The organism is Pseudarthrobacter raffinosi, assembly GCF_023913735.1.
Taxonomy (GTDB): Bacteria; Actinomycetota; Actinomycetes; order Actinomycetales; family Micrococcaceae; genus Arthrobacter; species Arthrobacter raffinosi.
Window position 1 is genome coordinate 197,134 of record NZ_JAMXBH010000005.1, and the last position, 20,848, is coordinate 217,981.

Here is a 20,848-nt window from a genome sequence, read left to right on the forward strand (position 1 = left end):
GTAGCGGCCCCGGAATCCGGGCAGACAAACAATGTTGGAACGTTCCATCATTGTCTTGCTAGAGTAGGTGAATCCGCATTCGGAGTCAAGACTTTGTATTAACAAACTGGAGGACGCTGTGACTGCCCCTGAACGCAAACGCGCGGCCACCATCCTGGACGTGGCCGCCGCCGCGGGTGTGTCCAAATCGGTGGTGTCCCTCGTGCTGCGTGGTACGGGCTACGTCAGCGCGGCCAAGCGCACCGCCGTCGAGCATGCTGTCCTGGAACTCGGCTACCGGCCGAACGCGGCCGCCCGGGCCCTCGGCGAATCGCGGAGCCGCACCGTGGGCGTGGTACTCAACGACATGCGGAACCCCTGGTTCGTCAGCGCGGTGGAAGGGCTCAACAGCACCCTCAACGAGCGCGGCCTGCAGATGCTGATGGGCGACTTCCGCCTGGACAGCCGCAGCGGCGAATCCCTGCTGAAGAAACTTCTGGAGATGAACATCGAGGCCCTGGTGCTGGTGGGGACCATGCCGGAGAGCCCCGGCCTGACGGCAGCAGCCTTGCAGGTGCCAACCATCGCGCTGGGAGCGCCCACCGGCCCGGGTGCCAACGTCACCGTCGTGACCAACGACGACGACGCCGGGGCGCGCCTCGCGGTGGCTCACCTGATTGCGCTGGGGCACCGCCGCATCGCCCATGTGGGGGCACCGGCCACCGCAGTCGGGATTGCCCGCCGTCGGGGCTATGAGGCTGAGATGAGGGCCGCCGGCCTGGCGGAGTTCATCCGGACGGTGCCGGGAGACCTGAGCGAAGAGGGCGGCCACCGTGCCGCCCTCGAGCTGCTGTCAGGTGGCGACCGGCCCACAGCGGTGTTCGCTGTCAACGACATGGCGGCACTTGGGGTTCTCTCGGCTGCCGAGGAATGCAGGCTCGCCGTTCCTGCCGATCTTTCGGTGGCCGGCTACGACAACACCCCGCTGGCGCGGTTGCGCCGGATCAGCCTGACTTCCGTGGACACGGCCAGTTTTGCCGCAGGGCAGCGGGCGGCCGAACTCCTGATCGCACGGCTGGAGCCCGGTAGCACGCTGCCCCCAGACGAACTGTTGGTGCCGACGCTGGAAGTGAGGGGCAGCACCGCCGCCCCTCACGCCTGAACGGCACGCCTATGCCGAGGCGATCTGGACGCTGGCGTCCTGCACCGTGAACGCCGCCCGGAAGGCCGCCAGGGCTTCCTCGTCGTCACCGCTGGCCCAGGCTTCCATACCCACCGTCCCCTCGTAGCCTGCGTCGGCGAGCGCCCTGGCCACGGCCCGGTAGTTGATCTCCCCGGTTCCGGGTTCGCACCGCCCCGGGACGTCGGCCACCTGGACTTCGCCGATGTGCGGTAGGGCGGTCCGCACAAGCTCGATGAGGTTCCCCTCGCCCAGTTGTGCGTGATACAGGTCCAGCATGAGCTTCACGTTGGGGTGCCCGGCTGCTTCCACCAACGCCAGGGTGTCCTTGGCGCGGGCGAGCGGGATGCCGGGGTGGTCCAGGACCGTGTTGAGGTTTTCCAGGCAGAACGTCACGCCGTATTTCCCGCCCAGCCTGCCCAGCCGTTCCAAGGTCCGCGCCCCGGTGCTCCACATGCGGCCGGTGGACCGGTAGAGGGGGCGGGCCGCCTGGCCATCGATGAGCTCCGCGGAGTGCACCACCATGCGGCTGACGCCGAGCTCCAGAGCGGTCGGGATCAGCGACTCGGCCGTCCGCACCACGTCGTCGGCCGTGTCGGGGTCCACGAGGCTTCCGGAGGTGTACCCGGTCATGGAGGAGAACACCGCGCCGGTGGCCTTGAGCGCGGCCAGGTCCTTGCCCCTGGAGTCCCACATCTCGACGTCGAATCCGGCGTCGTGGATCCGCTGCACCCGTTCCACAAACGGCAGGTCCGTGAAGACCATTTCCGCGCAGACGGCCAGCCGCATCAGACGCCGGTCCGGGTGTGGTCACGGAGCGCCGGTACAGGGGCAGCAGCCACAGCCACCGGACCGCCCTGTTTGACCGATTCGATGCACGCCAGCGCCATGGCCAGCGCGCGGCGGGCGTCTGCGGCGCCGGGGGTGAGGGTGAAAGCGCCCGACGGCGGCGGTGTGCCGTCCCGCTGCGCACGAACCGTGGCGGCGAAATCGGCGAGTTCGTCCGTGTAGGCCTGCCGGAAGAGTTCCACGTTGAGGCGAGGGGTGTCCGCGGACAGTCCCTCCGCCGTGTAACGCCGGGCCGCCGTCTCGGTGGCACGGCCGGCCTGGACCATGCCCTTGGAACCGAAAACCTCTCCGCGGATGTCGTAGCCATAGAGGGCGCTGAAGTTTGCTTCCGCCACGGCGATGGCGCCGTTGCTGTAGCGGATGGTCACCACCGCTGTGTCCAGGAAGCCCTGATCGCGCAGCTCCGGTTCCACGAGGGCGTCCGCCACGGCGTAGACCTCTACGGGCTCGGCACCTTCGTTGAACCAGTTGAGGGTGTCGAAGTCGTGGATCAGGGTCTCCAGGAAGACAGTCCACGCGGGGACTCTGGCCGCGTTCGGGATGCTTCCGTTGCCCGGATCGCGGGTCAGTGAGCGCAGGAGCTGGGGCTGGCCGGCGATGCCGGCCGCTAGGTCTTTCTTGGCGGCCTGGAAGTCATCCGCGTAGCGTCGGTTGAAGCCGATCTGGAAATGCACCCCCGCTTTTTCAACGGCGGCCAGCGCGGCGTCGAGTTCGTCCAGGCCTTGGCCCGCGGGCTTCTCGCAGAAGACGTGCTTGCCCGCGGCGGCAGCCTGGGTGATCAGGGCGGAATGGAAGCGGGCCGGGCTCGCGATCACCACGGCGTCGATCTCCGGATCGGCCAGGATGTCTGCGGCGTCGGCCGTGACCTTTCCGGTGCCCAGCGATTGGGCAAGGGCCTGCGCGGATTCCACATTGGGGTCGGCGATGGCCGCCAGGATAGCGCCGGGGACGCGGCGGGCAATGCTTTCGGCATGGAACGCCCCCATCCAGCCGGAGCCGATGAGCCCGATCCGGACGGGCGCAGGAACACCAGCGGGGTTTTGAGTAAGGTAGGCCATGAGCCGGTCCTTTCGGTAGTTGTATGCAGATGGATGAATCAGGGTCGGGCAGCGGCTTCGCCCGGCAGGGCAGCTTCTCCGGGGAAAACCACGCCTAGCTGCCGGCGGATCTCATCGGCAACCTCCAGGGTGCGGATGGAGGCCGCCAGGGTCCGTTGGCTGGCCTGGGTGCGGCCGGCGGCCACGGCACGCGCCACCGCGGCGGCCTCATAGTGCAGGCCCTCAAAGTGCGCACCGTCCGCTTCCTCGTACCGCACCCGGGTCCCGTCCTGGTAGCGGATGTCGAAGCCGCCCGGCATGTTGAAGGGTCCGTCGATGGTCAGCGTGGCGTCGGATCCTACGATCGTGGCGCCGGTGGGTGTGAAGTTGTGGACATGGGTGTTGACTACGGCCTGGGCGCCGCTGGCGAACTGCATCACGGCAGAGAGCTGGGCGTTGACCCCGGACGGGTGCGGCTGTCCGATGGCGTACAGCCGTTCGGGCCGGCCCAGGACCTCGGTGACCAGGGCCAGCGGGTACGTGCCGAGGTCCAGCAGGGGGCCGCCCGCCAGTTCCCGGTCGAAGATGCGGTGGGTGGGCTCGAAGTATTCACCGTATTCCGCGACTACCGTGGTGATGGCGCCCAGGGTCCCGGCGTCCAGGACCTGCCGGATCACATCGAACTTTGGCAGGAAAAAGCTCCACATGGCCTCGGCGGCAAAAACGCCCGCCTCTTCGGCACGAGCGGCGATGTCCCGTGCCTGTACGGCGTTGAGTGCGATGGGCTTCTCGATCAGCACGTGCTTGCCAGCGTCGAGTGCCAGGACCGCCGCCTGGTGGTGTCCGGTGTGCGGAGTACACACGTAGACGATGTCGATGCCCGGATCGGCCGTCAACTCCTCGTAGCTGCCGTAGGCCGTCGGAATGCCGAAGGATTCGGCGAAGGCCTTGGCGCGGCTGAGCGAGCGGGACGCGACGGCGGCGATCACCTGGTCCGTGTGCGCCTGGACCGACTCGGTGAACCGTTCGGCAATCCAGCCGGGCCCCATGATTCCCCAGCGCAGCACCGGGGCATCCCGGGAGGCGGGCACGGCGGACGCCGGCAGGTTCCGGACGCTCACGCGTAGCTGACCTTGGTGTAGGCGCCGTCGCCGTGCATGGAGCGGATCATTGCGTGCGCCACGAGCGAGGCGTGGAGGCCATCCATTGCCCCGGCCAGCGGCGGCTGATCACCCTGGCCGAGCGCCGTGATCCACGCCTGCAGCTGCAGCCTGTAAGCATCGGCAAACCGCGGCCGCCAGTCCGCGGGCACGGCGGTCCGCCGGATGCCATCCTCTTCGACACCCAGCAGAGCCGCGTCCATCAGCCCGGTGACACCGCGTTCGGAGACGACTTCGCAGCGCGTCGTGTAACCGTATTGGGCGTTCAGGAACAGCTCCAGGGTGGTCAGGGTCCCGTCGGCGGTGCGGAGCAGCATGAAGGCTGGATCCTGCGTTGCGGGAACTCTTCCCCGCCTGCCATGAGACTTCCGTGATGGGAGAGCCCAGCAGCCAGGGAATGATGTCCAGCTCGTGGATGGCCGAGTTGGTGATGGCCGATTCGGCAGTGGTACCCGGGCCGGCGGCAGCATTGCGGCTGGTGCAGTGGACCATCAGCGGTTCCCCCTGGGCGCGGCCCTGCACAGACTGGCGCAGCGCCACGTAGCCAGGGTCGAAGCGCCGCATGAAGCCTAGCGACAGCAGGGACGCCCCGGTGGCGGCGACGATGTCGGCGTCGGCCGCCACAACCTCCCGGCTTTCCAGCAGGGTGGGAGCCAGCGGCTTTTCACACAGCACGGGCGTCATCGCCTCGAAGCACTCCAGCACAAGTCCGGCGTGCGTGGAGTCTTGCGAAGCAATAACGACGGCGTCCACCTCGCTGGAGTTGATCAGCTCCGACGGTTCCGTGGTGATGCGGGCGGCCGGCGGCGCAGCTGCTGCGGCACGTCCGGCGTCGAGGTCTGCCACGAAGGTCACCTCGGCGCCGCCGATGGTACCGGAGAGGTTCCTGATGTGGTCGGCACCCATGATTCCGGCGCCGATGACGCCTACCCGGATCGGCATACTGTCTTCCCGTCTACTTTTCGCTATCTTTGCCGTGACCTTCGCGCCGTGGCACGGCGGGCGGGGCCCGTCCGGTTTTCCGGCGGGCCCCGCCTCGGTCCTGTTACACGTGCCGGGGGCTGCTTTCCGTTGACGTCTCTCGGTTGTGAGTAACGTCAGCGACCTCTGCCTGCACTTCCTTGACCACGTCGCCGTGTCCGCCGAGCTGCTCGAGCTCGTGGGCGAGTTCCGCCAGTTCCGCACCGCCGGCCATCTGGGCGGTGAGCTCGTCCAGGGTGATGTCCTTCTTGTCGTAGTAGCCGATCGACTTGCCGCGCTTGAGCAGGAGGAACCGGTCCCCGACAGGGAAGGCGTGGTGCGGGTTGTGCGTGATGAAGATGACGCCGAGTCCCCGGTCGCGAGCCTGCAGGACGTAGCGGAGCACGACGCCGGACTGCTTGACGCCCAGCGCCGCCGTCGGTTCGTCCAGGATCAGGACCTTTGCGCCGAAGTACACGGCGCGGGCGATCGCGACACACTGGCGCTCACCGCCGGACAGCTGGCCGATGGGCTGTTCCACGTCGCGGAGGTCGATGCCCATCTCGGCAAGTTCCTTGAGCGTGATGGCCTTCATCTTCTCGACGTCCATGCTTTTGAACGGGCCGAAACCGCTGGTCAGCTCCGAACCGAGGAAGAAGTTCCGCCAGATGGGCATCAGGGGCACCACCGCGAGGTCCTGGTAGACGGTGGCGATGCCCACGTCAAGGGCGTCACGGGGCGAACCAAACTTCCGTTCCTCGCCCATGATGTTCAGCACCCCGGCGTCGTGCTGGTGCAGTCCGGCGATGATCTTGATCAGGGTGGACTTGCCCGCACCGTTATCGCCCAGTACGCAGGTGACACGGCCGTTGTCCACGGCCATGGTCACATCGGAGAGGGCGATGATGTTGCCGTAGTGCTTGCCTACTCCGTCGAGGGAGAGCAAGTGGACGGGGGTGTGGGTGAGGGGATCTTTTTCATCCTTGAGCAGGGTCTGTTGGTCGATCTCTTTGGCGTTCATTTCTCCGGCCCCTTTACTTGAGTTCCGCGCGGCGCTTGACGATGAGGTTGATGATGGTGGCCAGCAGCAGCATCAGGCCCAGGAAGAACTTGAACCAGTCGGGGTTCCACTGGGCATAGACGATGCCCTTGTTGGCCATGCCGAAGATGAACGCGCCGATCGCGCCGCCCACCGCCGAACCATAGCCGCCGGTCAGGAGGCACCCGCCGATCACCGCGGCGATGATGTACAGGAACTCGTTGCCCACACCCTCACCGGACTGCACCGTATCGAAAGCGAAGAGGTTGTGCATGCCCAGGATCCAGCCGCAGAAGCCCACGCCCATGAACAATCCGATCTTCGTGGCCTTGACCGGCACACCCACGGCGCGGGCCGCATTCTCGTCCCCGCCGACGGCGAAGATCCAGTTCCCCACCCGGGTCCGCATCAGCACCCAGGTGGCCACGGCGACCAGCGCGATCCAGATGAACACCGTGATCTTGACATCGATGCCGCCAATGGAGACCGAGGACGCGAACACCGCGCGGGCGGAGGCGAAGCCGTCCATGCTGGAGATCGACGGCGACGACACGGAGCCGCCGATCAGCCGGGTCAGGCCCAGGTTCAGGCCGGTCAGCATAAGGAACGTGGCCAGGGTGACGATAAAGCTGGGCAGCTTGGTCTTCATCAAAATCCAGCCATTGATATAACCGATGCCCACGGAGACCACCAGGGCCAGGAGAACCCCGACCCAGATATTCGTGCTGAAGTACCAGCTGAACATCGACGCCGTCAGTGCCGATGAGATCACCGCGACACCGGTGGAAAGATCGAACTCCCCGCCGATCATCAGCAAGGAAACCCCCACCGCCATGATGCCGATCGTGGAACTGCCGTACAGAATGGTCGCCAAGGCATTGGGCTGGGTAAACGTCGGGGAAACCAACGCGAAGAAGACGAACAGGACCACCGCTCCTACGAGCGCGCCGACTTCGGGACGGCCCAGGAGCGTCTGGAGCGGGTTCCGCCGCCCAATTCTCTCATCGCCACGTGGCCCGGCTGCTGAAGCCGGTGCCGGGGGCAGGGTTGCTGTTTTTGCCATAGGAAGAACTCCTTGTTGGTCAGGCCGTGCGGCGGTTGCCCGCCGCACGGCCTGAGTCCCGGATCTAGCGGACGCCCTGCTGGGCGAATTTGAGAACGTCGGAAGCGTTGGACTGGTCAACGATGGTGGGACCGGTCAAGACCGGCTGGCCGCCGCCAAGCTTGAAGCCGCCACGCTTGGCCTGCCACAGCGAGTCGACCGACATGTAGCCCTGGGCCCACGGCTGCTGGTCCACGGTGAAGATCACGTCACCATCCACGATCTTCTGGGCGAGCTCTGCGTTCAGGTCGAAGCTGGCAACCTTCGCAGAGCTGCCGGCGTCCGCGACGGACTTGAGCAGCGTGAGGGTGATCGGTGCGCCGAGGCCAATGATGACGTCTGCATCCTTGGCTGCCTGGAGCTTCGCGGTGGCGGTGGACTGGACGCCGGTCATGTCCTTGCCGTCGACGTAGAGAATCTCCGCACCCGGAACCTTGGCCTTGACGCCTGCGCACCGTGCTTCAAGGCCAACGTGGCCCTGCTGCTGAATGACGCAGACCGGGTGCTTGAAGCCCTGTTCGGCGAGCTTGGTGCCCACCGCCTGGCCGGCAAGCTGCTCATTCGAGCCGAAGTGCGTAAATGCGCCGAGCTGCGCCGACACGGACTCGCCGGCGTTGAGGCTGACCACCGGAATGCCGGCATCGGTGGCCTTCTTCAGGACGTCCTTCAGGGCCTCCGGGGTTGCGAGGGTAACGGCGATGCCGTCGACTTTCTGATCGATGGCCTGCTGGACGAGCTGGGCCTGGCGTCCGGCCTCCGGGTCACTGGTGTAGAGCAGTTCCACGTTGTCTTTCGCTGAAGCCTCCTCGGCACCCTTGCGGACTATGTCCCAGAAGGTGTCGCCTGCCGCGGCGTGGGTGATGAGAGCCACCTTCATGCGGTCTGTGGTGGCCACCTGACCGCCGCCGGCGGCGCCGCCGCCCTCAACCGGCTTCCCGCCCGTGCTGGAGCAGGCGCTGAGTGCCATCATGGGAACAACTGCCGCCACGAGAGCCGCCTTGCGCCAAGAAAAATTAGCCACGTTAATCTCCTTTGATCTCAGGGTCCGGGCTGCCACTCTGCAACTGCCGGAGCACTGTCTACCTCGATCATGGTGATTCAACTCACGAATGTCAATAGTTTGTCCTGACATTAGGATGTTTTTACGTTAGGAGCCTACTGCGGCCGCCCTAAAATGCCGGCCGCGCCGTGGTCCCGCGAACAACCAGGGCCGGCTCAATCAGCTTGCGTTGCGGGCCAACCGCGGCGTCGCGAATGCGTGCAAGCAGCGCCTTGGCCACATCCACGCCCACCAGATCGCTTCGGTTGTCTACTGAGGTCAGCTCCAGATACCGCGACTTTGCCAGGGTTGAATTGTCGTATCCGATCACGGAGATGTCCGCCGGGACCGCAAGCCCGCGCGCCTTGATGGCACCCAAGGCACCCAAGGCCATGGTGTCATTGGCGGCGAAGATGGCAGTGGTGTCCGGATAGTGGTCCAGCAGCCAGCACGTCGAGGCGTAGCCATCCTCCTCGGACGTGCCGCCCGACTCCCCCGCAATCCGAAGTTCGGCGCCGGACTCCCGGAGCCGGCTGAGGAAGCCCGCGCGCCGGTGCGCAGCGGCACCGCCGGATCCGGAAAGGTGGCCTATCCGGATGTGGCCGAGCCCCAGAAGGTGGCTGGCCGCCATGCCGCCGCCACCGTCGTCGTCGTTGGTAATCAGATCAGCGCCGGCCGGCACACCATCGCGCCACCCAGCCACGACCGTCGGAACCCCCGCCCCAGCCAACATTGACGCGCTTGGCTCCGCCGCTATCACCAGCCCGTCAACGTGCATGGCAAGCAAACCGTCGGCAGCTTCCTGGATGCGGTTCTCCCCGGGGCGGGAATCAGCCAGCATGACCTGGTAGCCATGTTCCGTCAGCGCAGACTCCATCCCCCGCAGCAGATCGACGAACCACAGGTTCCGGTAGTCGTCAATCACCAGCCCAATGCTCTTCGTGCGACTGCTGGCAAGCGTAGTGGCGGCGCGGCTGGGGCGGTACCCGAGCTCCGAGATGGCCGCCTGGACGGCTTCGCGGCGCTTCTCGCTCACCCTCGCGGGATTCTGCAGTACGAGTGAAACCAGCGACGGCGAGACGCCCGCCTGCTTCGCCACGTCATAGATCGTCGGGCGTCGTGCCTTGGGGCTGTGCAACGTCATCGGAGGTGCCTTTCGTGTCTGCCCTTGAGGATATCCGCCAGTTGATTGACAGGACATACATACATGGATACGCTCAGATCCAGTGCACTAAATTGTAGCGCTACAAAATGCCGTTGGAACTTCCCGCCGCGGCTGAATTTCAAAGGAGAAATCAATGGCTGAAAGCCTAGGCGTCGCCGTCATCGGTGCAGGCATGGCCGGCAAAGCCCACGCTGCTGCATACCGCACCGCGTCTGCCCTCTACAGCCCGGTACTTCCCCCGGTGCGCCTGGTCTCGATCGGCGACGTCAACGCCGAATTCGGCTCGTTGGCCGCCCGCCGTTTCGGATACGAACGCAACGACACGTCATGGCAGGCAATCGCCGAAGCCGATGACATCGACGTCGTCAGCGTGGTCATCGCCAACTCGCTTCACCGCGAAGTTGTGGAGGGCCTGCTCGCGGCCGGCAAGCACGTGCTGTGCGAAAAGCCGCTGAGCGACTCCCTGGCAGACGCCCGCGCCATGGCCGAGGCAGCCCGCGCGGCCGAGGCCGGCGGAACGATCGCCCGTATTGGCTTCACGTTCCGCCGCACCCCCGGCATCGCCTACATCCGGGACCTGATCCGCAACGGCGTCCTCGGTAATGTCCTGCACTTCAGCGGCCGCTACTGGACCGATTACGGCTTCAGCCCCTCCGCTCCCATGAGCTGGCGCTACAAGGGCGGCCCCGGCTCCGGTGCGCTCGCCGATGTTGGAAGCCACCTGACGTACATTTCCGAGTTCCTCTGTGGCGACATCAAGTCGATCACCGGCGGCAGCCTCAGCACCGTGATCGACAAGCGGCCCCTGCCGCTCGCGGCCGTTATGGGCCACGACCATGCTGCCGTCAGCGACACCTTCGAAGCCGTCGAGAACGACGACTACGCAGCCTTCAACGCGGAGTTCGGAACCGGCGCCGGCAGTTTTGAGGTCTCCCGGGTTGCGGCCGGGCACGCCAACAGCCTGCAGTTCGAGGTGTTCTGCGAGAACGGTGCCGCCAAATTTGACCAGCGCCGCCCGGCCGAGATCCAGCTGTTCCTCAACGACGGTTCCGGCAACGAGAACGGTTACCGCCAGGTCATCCTCGGCCCGGGGCACCCCTACATCGCCGGGGGTCTTGCCATGGACGCCCCCGAAGTCGGCTTCGGCCAGAACGACGCCTTCGGCTACCAGGCCCGCGCGTTCCTCGAAGAGGTCGCCGGTCTCAGCGAAGAAGAGTCCCTCCCCCGCTGCGCCACGTTCGACGAAGGCGTGCGCAACATGGAACTGCTCGGCGCAGTGGCCGAATCCGCCCTCAACAACGGAAAGAAGATCACGCTATGAGGCTCGGTATCTACAACGCAGTCCTGCATGACCGGCCACTTCCCGAAGCACTGAAGGTCATTGCCGAGCTTGGCCTCACCGGTATCGAGATCAACACTGGCGGCTTTCTCCCCGCCGTGCACGTCCCCACCATGGACCAGATCCTGGAAAGCGACGCCGCCCGCGACGACTACCTGGCCCTTTTCGAGGGCACCGGAGTTTCCATCGCAGGACTCAACTGCAACGGCAACCCGCTGCACCCCAACCGTGAGATCGGCGAGAAGCACGCCGAAGATATTCGTCGCTCCATCCGTCTGGCCAGCCGCCTCGGCCAGGACCGGGTAGTTACGATGTCCGGCCTGCCCGGCGGAGAGCCCGGAGCCACCACCGTCAACTGGGTGGTCAACGCCTGGAACTCGGCAGCATTGGACGTCTTGGACTACCAGTGGGGCGTGGCCGCAGCGTTTTGGAAGGAAACCGACCGCCTGGCCGCTGACCACGGCGTCAAGGTGGCTCTCGAACTGCACCCGCAGAACCTCGTCTTCAACACCGCCGACGTCCACAAGCTGATCGAGCTGACCAACGCAACGCATGTCGGCGTCGAACTGGATGCCTCCCACCTGTTCTGGCAGCAGATGGACCCGGTTGCCGTCGTACGCGAACTCGGACCGCTCGTCTTTCAGGCGGCGGCGAAAGATGTCCGTGTTAACACCGAAAACGCTGCGCTGTACGGCGTGCTGGACAACAGCTTCCGCCGGCTCGCGCCGGAGGAAAACCGCACCAACCTCGGCGGCGACGAGTGGGCCAACGAGTGGCCCAAGAACTCTGCCTGGGACTTCGTGGCTCTGGGCCGCGGGCATAACACCGCCTATTGGACAGAGTTCCTCCGGGCCCTGCACGAGGTAGACCCGGAGATGCTGGTCAACATCGAGCACGAGGACGTCTCACTGGGCCGGATCGAGGGCCTGCAGGTGGCGGCCAAGGTGCTGCGGGATGCTGACGCCGCGCTCAGGTCTTCGCTGAACCTGACGGCTTAGCCATCCAATTCGTCAGGCAAAGGCCTGTGAACAGCAAGGGGGCGGCGCATATGCGTCGCCCCCTTGCTGTGACCGGAGGCAGGCCATCCCTAAAAGAGAAGGAAACGAACATGCGTATTGGCATTGTCGGTTACGGAACGCGGATATCCTCACACTCGCAAACGTGCTGGCCTCAGGGGAACTCGGTGAGACGTGGCGGGTGCATTCGACCATGGACCAGGACAACGCCGACAACCTTGAGCTCGGTGCCAGCGGTGGACTCCTGCGGGACCTGGGCAGCCACCTGGTTGACCAGATGCTGTGGCTGCTCGGACCGGCGAGCCACGTGCACGCGACCCTGGACTGGACGGACCGTTTCGGCGAACGGACGGACTGCGGCTTTGTTGTCACCATGACGCATTCGTCGGGAACCGTCTCCACGGTGTCCGCCAGCAAACTCAACCATTCCACCACGCGGGAGCTGCGGGCCTATGGCAGCAGGGGCAGCTACATCGCCTCCGGCGCCGACGTTCAGGCTGACGCCCTGATGTCGGGACGCCGTCCGATCGAGGAACCGGCAACGTGGGGCATCGACTCGGCCGAAAACTGGGGCACCCTGTCCACGAGGGACGGCCGCGAGGCCATTGCCTCGGCACAGGGGAACTATGCCAGCTTCTATACAGAGTTCGCCCGCGCAGTCCGCGGCGACGGACCCGAGCCCGTACCGGCAACCGAAGGAATCCGCACCCTGGAAGTGCTGGATGCGGCCCGCCGCAGTGCGCTGGAGAACGCGGTGGTCGCGCTCTAGCACCCTCTCTCACTTCCTGCGCGTTTTCCCGGATCCCTCTCTCACCTGGTGAGAGAGGGATCCGGATTTTCCTGCAGGAAGTGAGAGAGCGTCCATGGCCCCGCACCCGCGTCACCTTGGGGTGCGGCGTCACCTTAGACAGACACGCCTGAGCGCTGCTTGAACAGGTGCTCGAGCTCCTCCAGGGACTTATCCTTGGTCTCCGGAACGACGCGCTTGACCCAGACAATGGCACACAGCTGCAGTGCCACGAAGATGAAGAACGTCGCCGAAACCCCGATCCACGAGACCATCTGCGGGAAGAAGAACCCGATCAGGAAGTTGATCATCCAAAGCACAAAGACGCAGATGCCCATCGCGATGCCGCGGACGTGCATGGGGAAGATCTCGGACATGGTGAGCCAGGTGACAGTGCCGATGCAGCCCTGCATGGAAGCCAGGAATGTCACCATGAACAGCAGCACTAGGTAGCCGCGCAACGTGCTCTCCGGCAGGAGCATGGAGACGAGCGCGATGGCCGTCAGGGACGACGCCGTGCCGCACAGTCCCACGATCAGCATGGGCTTGCGGGGCACCCGCGTCATCAGATACATGCCAACGACGACGGCCGCCACCGACGTGACGCCGTTGAGGACGTTGGCGATCAAGGCGCCCTGGTCGCCGAATCCGGACGAGGAAAGGATGGACGTCCCGTAGTACATGATGGCGTTGACGCCGCTGATCTGGTTGATGATCGCCATGCCCAGGCCCACCACGAAGATCCTGCGGATCCACGGAACGGTGAGATCCTTGAACGTGCCCATCCTGGCCTGGTAATCCTCCCGGGCTGCCTGCCGTACCTCGTCGAACTCCGCGGAGACGTCGCCGGCGGCGCGGGTGGAGCGCAGCACCTCAAGGACGGCCCCGAAGCGGCCGGCCGACGCCAGCCAGCGCGGGCTCTCCGGCAGGACCAGCATGCCGAACCACAGGACCACGGCCGGGAGCGTGGCGATAACCAGCATCCAGCGCCACACGTGCGTTTCTTCGGGGAAAGCGTTGCCGAGTACTGCATTGAAGGTGAAGGCCAGGAACTGGCCGGTGACGATCATCAGCTCGTTTTGGGTGACGATGCGGCCGCGTTGGGCCGCCGGGGACATTTCCGCGAGGTACACGGGGACAATCACGGAGGCGCCGCCCACGGCCAGGCCCAGGAATGTCCGGGCCGCGATGAGCAGCTCCGTGTTCGGCGAGATGGTGCAGGCGATGGTGGCCATGACGAAGATCAGGGCCAGTCCCATGATGGTCTTACGCCGGCCGAAGCGGTCCGAGAGCCGGCCTGCGCTGATGGCGCCGAAGGCCGCGCCGAACAGGAGCGTGGACGTGACCAGCCCTTCGGTGAGCGGCGTCAGTCCGAGGTCCCGCTGCATAAACGGCAAGGCGCCGTTGATGACGCCGGTGTCGTAGCCGAACAGGAGCCCGCCGAACGTGGAGAAGAGCGCCACCTTCCGCATGAACTTCTTCGGATTTGCCGGTTTGGCCGGGTTGTTCGGCTTGGTGGTGCCGGGCGCGTCGGATTGGACTGTGCCGGGATTCGTCATGGTTCCGTTGCTTTGGTCCGTCTTCCCCACCACTACTTGGCCTGAGCGGCGTAGTTGCGCATTGTCTCCAGCTGGTAGCGGGACACGTCCTCGGCGTTGTCGTCTTCGGCGAAGACACTGGACACCATGACGGTGTTGTCCTTGTCCAGGAAGCCGATTTCCTTGAGCCCGCCGAAGAACTCGTCCCAGTTCACGTCGCCGTCGCCGATCTTCAGGTGCTGGTGCACCCGCACGGCGTTTCCGGGCGGATTCGTGATGTAGCGCAGGCCGTGGGAGGCGTGGTGGTCCATGGTGTCCGAGACGTGGACCAGGCGCAGCTTGTCCCCCGCTGCCCGCATGATTTCAAGGGGCTTGTTGCCCATGTGGAACGAGTGCGAGGCAACGTAGACCATGCCGATGTTGGGCGAGTTGATGCCACGAATGACGCGGATGGCGGCCAGGCCGTCTTCGACGAAGTCGTCCGGGTGGGGGTCGATCAGGACATCCAGGCCTTCACGCTCGATGATCGGCAGCAGCTCTTCCATGGAGCGGTAGAAGGCGCGCTCGGATTCTTCGGCCTTTTCGGGGCGGCCGCTGAATTCGGTGTTCATGGTGCTGACGCCAAGGTCCACGGCAATTTGGATGGCGCGCTTCCAGTAGCGGACCGCTGCCTCGCGGGCATCCTCGTCCGGACCCGACCAGCGCAGCACGGGAAGCACCGACGCGATTTCAACCCCGGCATCCTTGCAGGCCTTGTTCATCTGGGCCACAAGCTCATCGTCGGCTTTGGGGTGGTTGTAGAACGGGATCATGTCCGCATGCGGGGTCAGCTGCAGGTACTTGTAACCGAGATCGGCGGCCACGCGCGGAAATTCCAGCAGGCTGTGGCTGTGGTGGAACGGGGTGGGGTCCAAGGCGATTTTCATGGTCACTCCTTTGTGAACGAGTCAGTGATCTAACTGAGTTTTTGTCCAGATAATGCGCCGAAAGGGCCTCAAAGTCGCATTATCTGGACAAAAACTACGGGAGCGGGCGGGGCTTTAGCTGTAGAGGTCCGGCTTAGCGTTCAGCTGGACCTTGACCTTTTCGCCCGACTTCTGGGCCTCGACGCCGGCCTCGCAGCAGGCTGCGGTGGCGTAGCCGTCCCAGGCGGTGGGGCCGCCGATTTCGCCGCGGCGGGCAGCGTCCGCCCAGGCCTGGACCTCGACGTCGTACGCTGCGCCGAAGCGCTCCTCGAAGCCGGGGGTGACGTTCCCGCCCCAGCGGCCGGCGCTGCGGGTGTAGGGTCCTTTGTCCCCGCCGATGCTAACGATGCCGTCCTCGAACGAGGCCTGGGTGGCCACTTCGTAGCCGAACTTGGCGTTGACGTAGATCTCGACGTCGGCCAGGACGCCGGATTCGGTTTCGAGCAGTACGTGCTGCGGATCGTGCTGGCCGCTCGGGGCGTTGCGGGTGGCCTTGCCCAGGCGGACCTGCACGGAGGTGATTTCCTCGCCGGTGAAGAAGCGGATGGCGTCGAACTCGTGGACCACGGAGTCGTTGATCAGCATCTCGTTGGTGAAGCCGGCAGGCGTGGTGGGGTTGCGGTGCTGGTGGTGGAGCATCAGCAGCTCGCCCAGTTCGCCGTCGCGGATGACGGAGCCCAGGGCGGCGTATTCGGCGTCGAAGCGGCGCATGAAGCCCACCTGGATGCGCTTGTGTCCCAGCGCCGTTTCGGCCTGGACAACTTTCCACGCACTTTCGGCGTCAGGGGTGAGCGGCTTTTCGCACAGGATCGGGAAGCCCTTCTCCAGTGCCTTGTACAAGATTTCCTCGTGGAGGAAGCCCGGCGTGGCGATCAGCACGGCGTTGACGTCGCCGTTGTTCAGTGCCTCGTCGGCGCTGGCCAGGGCCACGGCGCCGTCGATCCCTTCGATGGCGGCCTGCGCCCGGGAGAGGTCGACGTCGACGACGGCGGCCACTTCGGCGCCGTGGATGCGGGTGCTGAGCCGCTTGATGTGGTCGGCGCCCATGCGGCCCGCGCCGATAACGGCAACGCGGAGAGTATCAGTCATTGTTCTGTCCTTTAGGTATCAGGGGGTACTAGCTGACCCTGGTGCGGGAGCCGCACGAGAGCAGGTAGTTGCGGGTGCGCTTGGCAATGGGCATCGGGACGTCGAAGGCCACTGGGTACATGTCCTGTTCCACGATGCCGAAGATCGGACGGTTGAGTCCTTCGACCGCCTCGATGACCGCACGCAGGTCCGGAAGACCGTTGGGCGGTTCGGTCATGACGCCGGCCAGGTTGGCAGCGGCCCACGTCATGTTTTCCGCATTGACCTTCTTGAGGATGTCCGGGTTGATCTGCTTCAGGTGCAGGTAGCCGATGCGGTCCGGGTAGTTCTTGATCAGCTCAAGGCTGGACGCTCCGCAGTACTCGGCGTGGCCGGTGTCCAGGCACAGATTCAGGTATTCGGGGTCCGTTGAGGCCAGCAGGGTCTCGATGTCCTGCTGCGCGCCAACGTGCGAATCGGCGTGTGAGTGGAACTGCTGCTTCAGGCCGAAGTCCTCCAGCAGGACTTTGCCCATGCGGTTGTGGCCGGCGAAGAGGTCAGCCCACTGTTCCTGTGAGAGCTCGCCGTTCTCCACTGCCTCACCGGTGACATCGTCGCGCCACATGGCGGGAATGACCACAATGTGCTCGCCGCCCATGGCTGCCGTCAGTTCGGCCACCTTGCGGGCCGGCTCCCAGGCTTCGTCGTATTGCTTGGCGCCGCGGTGGAATGCCGTGAAGACCGTCCCTGCGGTGACCTTCAGATCGCGGGCCTTGAGCTCCTCGGCCAGCCGCGTGGGATCGTTCGGCAGGTAGCCGTAGGGGCCCAGTTCGATCCACTTGTAGCCGGATTCGGCCACTTCGTCGAGGAACCGTTCCCACGGGGTCTGCTTGGGGTCGTCGGCGAACCAGACGCCCCAGGAGTCCGGCGCGGTGCCGATGATGAGTTTGTTCTCTTTGTCTGTCATGACAGCGTTGTCTTTTCTGTGTTGTCGGGCCGGTAGGGTCGGGCGTGGGTCAGTCCCGCCGTCCGCGCCCTTCGGAAGCATCGTCGGCCCGTCCAGGGACGGCGTCCTCTCCTACGGCCAGCTCGTCAGGGAGTCCCTCCGCGATTCCATCGTGCCGGACTTGGTGGCTGTCGTCGGCGTGGGAGGGAAAGTTGTAGGAGGCGCCGGAGGCGTGGCTGGCTTCAGGCCAGCGTGACGTGATGACTTTGCCGCGGGTGTAGAAGGAGACGCCTTCGGGGCCGTAGATGTGCTTGTCGCCGAAGAGTGAGGCTTTCCAGCCGCCGAACGAGTGGTAGGCGACCGGTACGGGCAGGGGCACGTTGATGCCGATCATGCCGACGGTGACGGAGCGCTGGAATTTGCGGGCGTTGGCGCCGGAGGAGGTGAAGATGGCGGTGCCGTTGCCGTAGGGGTTGGCGTTGATCAGGGCGATGCCTGCGTCCAGGTCCTCCACCCGGACCACGACGAGGACGGGGCCGAAGATTTCCTCCGTGTAGGCGGTCATTTCGGTCTTGACGTGGTCCAGGACGGTGGGGCCGACCCAGAAGCCGTCTTCATGGCCGGGGACCACCAGGTCGCGGCCGTCCACCACCATCGCCGCTCCCGCAGCTTCGGCTTCGGTGACGATCCGGACGATGCGTTCCTTGGAGGCCGGGGTGATGACCGGGCCCATTTCGGCGTCGGGAGCGGTGCCGTTGTTGACCTTCACGGCGAGCGCGCGCTCCTCGACCTTTTTCACGATCAGGTCTGCGGCGTCCCCGACGGCGACGGCCACGGAGATGGCCATGCAGCGCTCCCCGGCGGAGCCGAACGCTGCGGCGGCGAGGTGGTCTGCCGCGTTGTCCAGGTCGGCGTCGGGCATGATGATGGCGTGGTTCTTCGCGCCGCCCAGGGCCTGGACGCGCTTGCCGTGCTTGGTGGCGGTCTCGTGGACGTACTGGGCGATCGGGGTGGAACCCACGAAGGAGATGCCATCCACGTCAGGGTGGGTCAGGAGACCCTCGACGGTTTCCTTGTCGCCGTGCAGGACCTGGAAGACGCCGTCGGGCAGGCCGGCCTGCTTCCACAGCTTCGCCAGCAGCATCGACGCGGAGGGGTCCCGCTCGGAGGGCTTGAGGATGAAGGCATTGCCGGTGGCGATGGCCATCGGCGCCATCCACAGCGGCACCATGACCGGGAAGTTGAACGGGGTGATGCCGGCGACGACGCCCAGGGGCTCGCGGAACGAGAAGACGTCGATGCCGGTGGAGACCTGGTCGGAGTAGTCGCCCTTGAGCAGTTGCGGGATGCCGCAGGCGAACTCGATGACCTCCAGGCCGCGGCCGATCTCGCCCTTGGCGTCGGAGAGGACCTTGCCGTGCTCGGCGGTGATCAGCTCGGCGAGCTCGCCAACATGGGACGCGACGAGCTCGCGGAACTTGAAGAGCACTGCGGTGCGCTTGGCCAGGGAGATGTCACCCCAGGAGTCGGCGGCGGCACGGGCAGCGGCAACAGTGGCATCGAGGTCCGCCCGGTTGGCCAGCCGCAGCTCGCCGGAGACGGCGCCCGTGGCCGGGTTGTAGACCGGCTGGGTGCGGGTGCCAACGCCGGCGGTCTCTGCCCCGTTGATGAAGTGGTTGATGGTGGTGGTGACGGTCGTCGTTGACATGGTGTTGGACTTCCTTTGGTCTGTGGGGTCTAACCGAGCAGTTTGCGCTGGCGGTTCTTGTGGTCGGTATAGGTCTTGAAGGCCTGCTGCGTGGAGTCGAGGTTCGAGACCTGGGAGACGGGAACGTCCCACCAGGACTCGGAGCTGGGCGCGTCCAGCAGCGGATCGGATTCGACGTGGATCAGGATGGGCCCGCTGCGTTCAGGCGCGGCCTTGGCGTCCCGGATGGCCTGCTCGAGTTCGGCAATGACCTTCTCCCCCGGTTCGATCCGGATCACCTTCACGCCGAGGCTTTCGGCGTTCAGGGCCAGGTCCACCGGCAGGGTCTCGCCTTCGTCGAAGCTGTGCTGCTCCTCGTTCAGCGCCCGGTACTGGGTGCCGAACCGCTGCGAACCCAGCATCTCGGACAGGGATCCAATGGAGGCGTAGCCGTGGTTCTGGATCAGGACCACAATCAGCTTGATCCGTTCGGCGACGGCGGTCACCAGTTCGGTGTGCATCATCAGGTAGGAACCGTCCCCCACCATGACCACAACGTCGCGCTGCGCCCCGCCGCGCGCGGCCTCTGCCAGCGCTGCACGCTTGACGCCTAGCCCGCCGGGGATTTCGTAGCCCATGCAGGAGTACGCGTATTCCACGTGGTATCCGAAGGGGTCCCGGACGCGCCACATCTTGTGCAGGTCACCGGGCAGGGAGCCTGCGGCGCAGATGACGACGTCCGCCGCGTCCATGGCCCGGGACGTGGCGCCGATGATCTCGTTCTGGGCCGGCAGCGGGGTGAAGCGGGTGTCGAAGGCTTCATCAACGGTGGCGTCCCAGCGCTTCTTCTCCGCGGCGATCCTCGCTTCCAGGTCCGCTCCGACGCGGTAGCCACCCAGGGCCTGATTCAGCTTGACCAGGGCCTTGCGGGCATCGGCGACGATCGGCAGGGAGGTGCCGTGCTTGTACGCGTCGATGGGGGCGACGTTGATGTTGATGAACCGCACGTCCGGGTTCTGGAACGCGGTCCGGGACGCCGTGGTGAAGTCCTCGTAGCGGGTACCGATGCCGATGATCAGGTCCGCCTCGGCAGCGATGGCATTCGCCGCCGTCGTCCCTGTGGAGCCGATCGCACCGAGCGAGAACTTGTGGTCCCATGGCAGGACGCCGACGCCGGCCTGGGTGTTCCCCACAGGGATGCCCGTCAACTCAGCGAATGCAGCGAGTTCCTCGTTGGCGTAGGCATACAGGACGCCACCGCCGGCGATGATCAGCGGGCGCTTCGCGGCACGGATGGCCTCGGCGGCGCGGCGGATGTCCTCGTCGTCGGCCTCGGGACGGCGGATGCGCCACTCGCGTTCGGCCAGGAACTCCTCAGGCACGTCGAATGCCTCTGCCTGGACATCCTGCGGCAGCGAGATGGTCACGGCACCGGTTTCGGCCGGATCCGTCAGGACACGCAGGCCGTGGTGGAACGCCGAGAACAGCTGCTCCGGGCGGGTCACCCGGTCGAAGAACTTGGACAGCGGCCGGAACGCGTCGTTGACGGTGATGTCGTACGCGTAGGGCTGCTCGAGCTGCTGCAGGACCGGGTCCGCGGCACGGGTGGCAAAGGTGTCGCTGGGCAGCAGCAGCACGGGCAGGCGGTTGGTGGTGGCTAGTGCGGCTCCGGTGAGGAGGTTCGAGGATCCCGGACCGATGGAGGTGCTGATGGCAAACGTCTGGCGGCGGCGGGTGTGCCGGGCGTAGCCCACGGCCTGGTGCACCTGGGCCTGCTCGTTGCGGCCCTGGTAGTACGGCATGATGGACGGGTCCGCGGCCTGGTACTGCTTCAGGGCCTGGCCGACGCCGGCAACGTTCCCGTGCCCGAAGATGCCGAACGTCCCCGGAATCAGCCGCTCCCGGTAGTCCTCGGTGCCGATGCGGTCCACCGTGTACTGCTTGGAAAGGTACTCGACGACGGCCTGGGCGACTGTCATTCTGCGTGTTGCT

General features: G+C 65.6%; 16 protein-coding genes and 2 pseudogenes. 4 read left to right on the forward strand and 14 right to left on the reverse strand.

The features are described from left to right. Positions 1-118 precede the first annotated feature (118 nt). On the forward strand, positions 119-1,141 hold the full coding sequence (locus NG698_RS06450; protein WP_252563923.1) for a LacI family DNA-binding transcriptional regulator: 1,023 nt from the start codon (positions 119-121) through the stop codon (positions 1,139-1,141). Between the two features lie 9 nt (positions 1,142-1,150). Here the strand turns inward: NG698_RS06450 and NG698_RS06455 are convergent, their stop codons facing one another. The 8 genes and pseudogenes from NG698_RS06455 to NG698_RS06490 all read right to left on the reverse strand — a co-directional run bounded on the left by NG698_RS06455 (position 1,151) and on the right by NG698_RS06490 (position 9,489). Beyond that, complete coding sequence (locus NG698_RS06455; RefSeq protein WP_252599406.1) at positions 1,151-1,948, reverse strand: TIM barrel protein; 798 nt, start codon at positions 1,946-1,948, stop codon at positions 1,151-1,153. Further along, positions 1,948-3,066 carry a Gfo/Idh/MocA family oxidoreductase gene (locus NG698_RS06460; RefSeq protein WP_252599407.1) on the reverse strand — a complete coding sequence of 373 codons (1,119 nt, stop codon included), beginning with the start codon at positions 3,064-3,066 and terminating at the stop codon, positions 1,948-1,950. Before NG698_RS06460 ends, NG698_RS06455 begins: the two co-directional genes overlap by 1 nt. A gap of 38 nt (positions 3,067-3,104) precedes the next feature. Further along, positions 3,105-4,166 (reverse strand): Gfo/Idh/MocA family protein, encoded by a 1,062-nt coding sequence (locus NG698_RS06465; RefSeq protein WP_252599408.1) that lies wholly within the window; start codon positions 4,164-4,166, stop codon positions 3,105-3,107. Then, positions 4,163-5,147 (reverse strand): annotated as a pseudogene (locus NG698_RS06470) (Gfo/Idh/MocA family oxidoreductase). The gene NG698_RS06465 and the pseudogene NG698_RS06470 overlap by 4 nt, the downstream one beginning before the upstream one ends. Positions 5,148-5,250: 103 nt before the next feature. Beyond that, positions 5,251-6,186: an ATP-binding cassette domain-containing protein gene (locus tag NG698_RS06475; RefSeq protein ID WP_252608899.1), complete on the reverse strand. Its 936-nt coding sequence runs from the start codon at positions 6,184-6,186 to the stop codon at positions 5,251-5,253. Between the two features lie 13 nt (positions 6,187-6,199). Next, positions 6,200-7,267 carry an ABC transporter permease gene (locus NG698_RS06480; RefSeq protein ID WP_058929934.1) on the reverse strand — a complete coding sequence of 356 codons (1,068 nt, stop codon included), beginning with the start codon at positions 7,265-7,267 and terminating at the stop codon, positions 6,200-6,202. Positions 7,268-7,331: 64 nt separating this feature from the next. Continuing rightward, complete coding sequence (locus tag NG698_RS06485; RefSeq protein WP_205630641.1) at positions 7,332-8,327, reverse strand: substrate-binding domain-containing protein; 996 nt, start codon at positions 8,325-8,327, stop codon at positions 7,332-7,334. Between the two features lie 148 nt (positions 8,328-8,475). Then, on the reverse strand, positions 8,476-9,489 hold the full coding sequence (locus NG698_RS06490) for a LacI family DNA-binding transcriptional regulator (protein ID WP_252608902.1): 1,014 nt from the start codon (positions 9,487-9,489) through the stop codon (positions 8,476-8,478). A 154-nt stretch (positions 9,490-9,643) separates the two neighbouring features. On the opposite strand from NG698_RS06490, the gene NG698_RS06495 reads away from it, so the two are divergent. From NG698_RS06495 to NG698_RS06505, 3 genes are all read left to right on the forward strand, one after another. Beyond that, positions 9,644-10,831: a Gfo/Idh/MocA family protein gene (locus NG698_RS06495; protein WP_252563944.1), complete on the forward strand. Its 1,188-nt coding sequence runs from the start codon at positions 9,644-9,646 to the stop codon at positions 10,829-10,831. Continuing rightward, entirely contained in the window at positions 10,828-11,847 is a 1,020-nt protein-coding gene (locus tag NG698_RS06500) for a sugar phosphate isomerase/epimerase family protein (protein WP_252563947.1), read from the forward strand. Before NG698_RS06495 ends, NG698_RS06500 begins: the two co-directional genes overlap by 4 nt. 145 nt (positions 11,848-11,992) lie before the next feature. Beyond that, complete coding sequence (locus tag NG698_RS06505; RefSeq protein WP_374209878.1) at positions 11,993-12,634, forward strand: Gfo/Idh/MocA family oxidoreductase; 642 nt, start codon at positions 11,993-11,995, stop codon at positions 12,632-12,634. Positions 12,635-12,768: 134 nt separating this feature from the next. On the opposite strand, the gene NG698_RS06510 is transcribed toward NG698_RS06505, so the two are convergent. The 6 genes and pseudogenes from NG698_RS06510 to iolD form a co-directional block, all read right to left on the reverse strand. Then, positions 12,769-14,211, reverse strand: a complete 1,443-nt coding sequence (locus NG698_RS06510; RefSeq protein ID WP_252599412.1) for a sugar porter family MFS transporter — start codon at positions 14,209-14,211, stop codon at positions 12,769-12,771. Positions 14,212-14,243: 32 nt separating this feature from the next. After that, positions 14,244-15,116, reverse strand: coding sequence for a sugar phosphate isomerase/epimerase family protein (locus tag NG698_RS06515; RefSeq protein WP_252599413.1), 873 nt, complete (start codon positions 15,114-15,116; stop codon positions 14,244-14,246). A gap of 114 nt (positions 15,117-15,230) precedes the next feature. Next, positions 15,231-16,244 (reverse strand): Gfo/Idh/MocA family protein, encoded by a 1,014-nt coding sequence (locus tag NG698_RS06520; protein WP_252563952.1) that lies wholly within the window; start codon positions 16,242-16,244, stop codon positions 15,231-15,233. Between the two features lie 28 nt (positions 16,245-16,272). Further along, complete coding sequence (locus tag NG698_RS06525) at positions 16,273-17,190, reverse strand: sugar phosphate isomerase/epimerase family protein (RefSeq protein WP_252599414.1); 918 nt, start codon at positions 17,188-17,190, stop codon at positions 16,273-16,275. A 178-nt stretch (positions 17,191-17,368) separates the two neighbouring features. After that, a pseudogene (locus tag NG698_RS06530) lies at positions 17,369-18,877 on the reverse strand (CoA-acylating methylmalonate-semialdehyde dehydrogenase); the annotation flags it as partial. Between the two features lie 29 nt (positions 18,878-18,906). Beyond that, positions 18,907-20,835 (reverse strand): 3D-(3,5/4)-trihydroxycyclohexane-1,2-dione acylhydrolase (decyclizing), encoded by a 1,929-nt coding sequence (gene iolD / locus NG698_RS06535; RefSeq protein ID WP_252599415.1) that lies wholly within the window; start codon positions 20,833-20,835, stop codon positions 18,907-18,909. Between the last annotated feature and the right edge of the window lie 13 nt (positions 20,836-20,848).